This is a genomic window from Streptomyces sp. SID5785 (assembly GCF_009870065.1).
Lineage (GTDB): Bacteria > Actinomycetota > Actinomycetes > Streptomycetales > Streptomycetaceae > Streptomyces.
The window spans coordinates 1-2,119 of record NZ_WWIA01000533.1; the positions used below are offsets into that span (position 1 = coordinate 1).

2 protein-coding genes are annotated in these 2,119 nt (G+C 72.9%); one reads left to right on the plus strand and one right to left on the minus strand.

Annotation, left to right across the window (positions count from 1 at the left end; translation table 11 throughout):
- The coding region (locus GTW43_RS17410; protein ID WP_161302941.1) for a PP2C family protein-serine/threonine phosphatase at positions 1–586 on the plus strand (586 nt) is incomplete at its 5' end.
- Positions 587–628: 42 nt separating this feature from the next.
- Here GTW43_RS17410 and GTW43_RS17415 read toward each other — a convergent pair.
- Positions 629–2,119: hypothetical protein (locus tag GTW43_RS17415; RefSeq protein WP_161302942.1), on the minus strand; the 1,491-nt coding region annotated here is incomplete at its 5' end.

Below are 2,119 nucleotides of genomic sequence, written 5' to 3' on the forward strand. Positions count from 1 at the left end.
TGGCGCCTGGTACGACGCCCTCGAACTGCCGAGCGGCGAGATCCTGTTGACCGTCGGCGATCTGACCGGTCAGGGCGCGGCCGCCACCTCCGGTGTGTCGATGCTGCTCGGCGCGGTCCGCGCGATGGCGCTGTGCGGTACCGGGCCCGCCGAGCTGCTGTCCCGGCTCAATCACCTCCTCGACGCCGCCGAGCCCACGACGGGCAGCGCCCTGTGCTGCCGCTACGCCCCGTCGACCCGGACGCTCACCTGGGCGGCGGCCGGACATCCCGCCCCGCTGCTGTTCCGCGACGGGACGGGGCGGGCCCTCACCCCGCCGGAGGGCCCGCCGCTCGGCGCCCCCGCCGGTGCGGGCTACGGGCAGGCCGAGGAGACCCTGCGCAGCGGGGATCTCCTGCTGCTGCACACCGACGGCCTGGTGCCGCGACGCGGTGCCACCGCCGCCGCGGGCCGACTGCTGGCGCTCGCACCCCGGCTCGCGGCCGTCACCGACCCGCAGGACTGCCTGCGCGCGGTCACGGACGAGCTGAGCGCGGACGAGCGGACGGACGACGGCTGCGTACTCGTCGCCAGGATCGGCTCCTGACGCCTGCCTGTTGACCTACCCCCTGTCGGACCCGCCGGGTCCTCAGGCCTGGAGCTTCTTGCCCGAGGAGCGCGGCAGCGCCATCTTGATCTCCTCGCGCAGGTCGTCGATCTTCGGGTAGTCCGCGTAGTGCCCGGTGAGCCGGTACATCTCGCGGAGCCGGTCCCACGTGCGGTGCGAGGAGTTCGACCCCATCGAGGAGAGCGCCAGACGGGCGTAGCGGTCGGCCTGTTCGGGGTCGTCGGCGATGAAGCAGGCCGAGGCCATGGACAGGTGGTCGAAGATCTTCGAGCGGTCGCGGCCGCCCGCCCGCAGGGCCAGGGCCTCCCGGGCGTGCCGCTGTGCGATGACGGCGGCTCCGGGCTCGTGCTCGGCGAGGGTGCGGTACGCCAGGGCCTGCATCCCGTGCAGGTCCGCCTCGTCGAACATCTGCATCCAGTTCGGCGGTGGCACGTCGCCCTTGTCGGAGACGAAGAGGTCCTCCGCCTGGCCGAGGGTGCGGCGCATCGCCTGCCCCTTGCCCATGGATGCCTGGGCCCAGGCCTCGATGGTGAACAGCATCGCTCTGGTCCGGGGCAGCACGTCGTCGCCCGAGCCGGACTTGGCGAGCTTCATGAGGTCGAGCGCGTCGTCGGGCCGGCCCAGGTGCACCATCTGACGTGCGGCCCGGGACAGGGCCTCGCCGGCGCGCGGCCGGTCCCCGCCCTCGCGCGCGGCGTGCGCGGCGATGACGAAGTACTTCTGGGCCGTGGGTTCGAGGCCGACGTCGTGGGACATCCAGCCCGCGAGGACGGCGAGATTGGCGGCGACGCCCCACAGGCGCCGCTGCAGATGGTCGGGGTGCCGGTAGGAGAGCATCCCACCGACCTCGTTGAGCTGGCCCACGACCGCCTTGCGCTGCAGGCCGCCGCCGCGGGACGCGTCCCAGGCCCGGAAGACCTCGACGGAGCGCTCCAGTTCCTCGATCTCCTGCGACCCGATGGGGGCGGCCTCGTAGCGGTCGTACCCGACCGGGTCGGCGGAGACGGTGAGCGGATCGGCGATCCGCGGAGCATCGGCCGCGAGGGCCGGATCGGTGTGGAGCCAGTCGTGCATGGCGGTGCTGAGTGCAGATCCTGCGGCGAGCGCGGCACCCGCGCCCACCAAGCCGCGTCGGTTGAGCATGAGGTCCATTCCCGTGAATTCGGTGAGGACCGCAGCTGTCCGTTCGGGCGCCCACGGCACTCCGTCGGGTCCCTGACGTTCCAGGCTCCCGTCGCCCTGCCGTTTCCCCACGCGCCCGTGCCGGACGAGACCGAGATCCTCGATGGTCACGACACGGCCGAGTCGCTCGGTGAACAGAGCCGCCAGCACCCGGGGCACCGGATCGCGCGGGATCTCTCCCGTGTCGATCCACCGCCGGACCCGCGAGGTGTCGGTCGACAGCTGCGGGTGGCCCATGGCCGCCGCCTGCCGGTTGACGAGTCTCGCGAGTTCCCCCTTGGACCAGCCGGCCAGGCCGAACAGGTCGTTCAGGCGGGAGTTGGGTTGTCC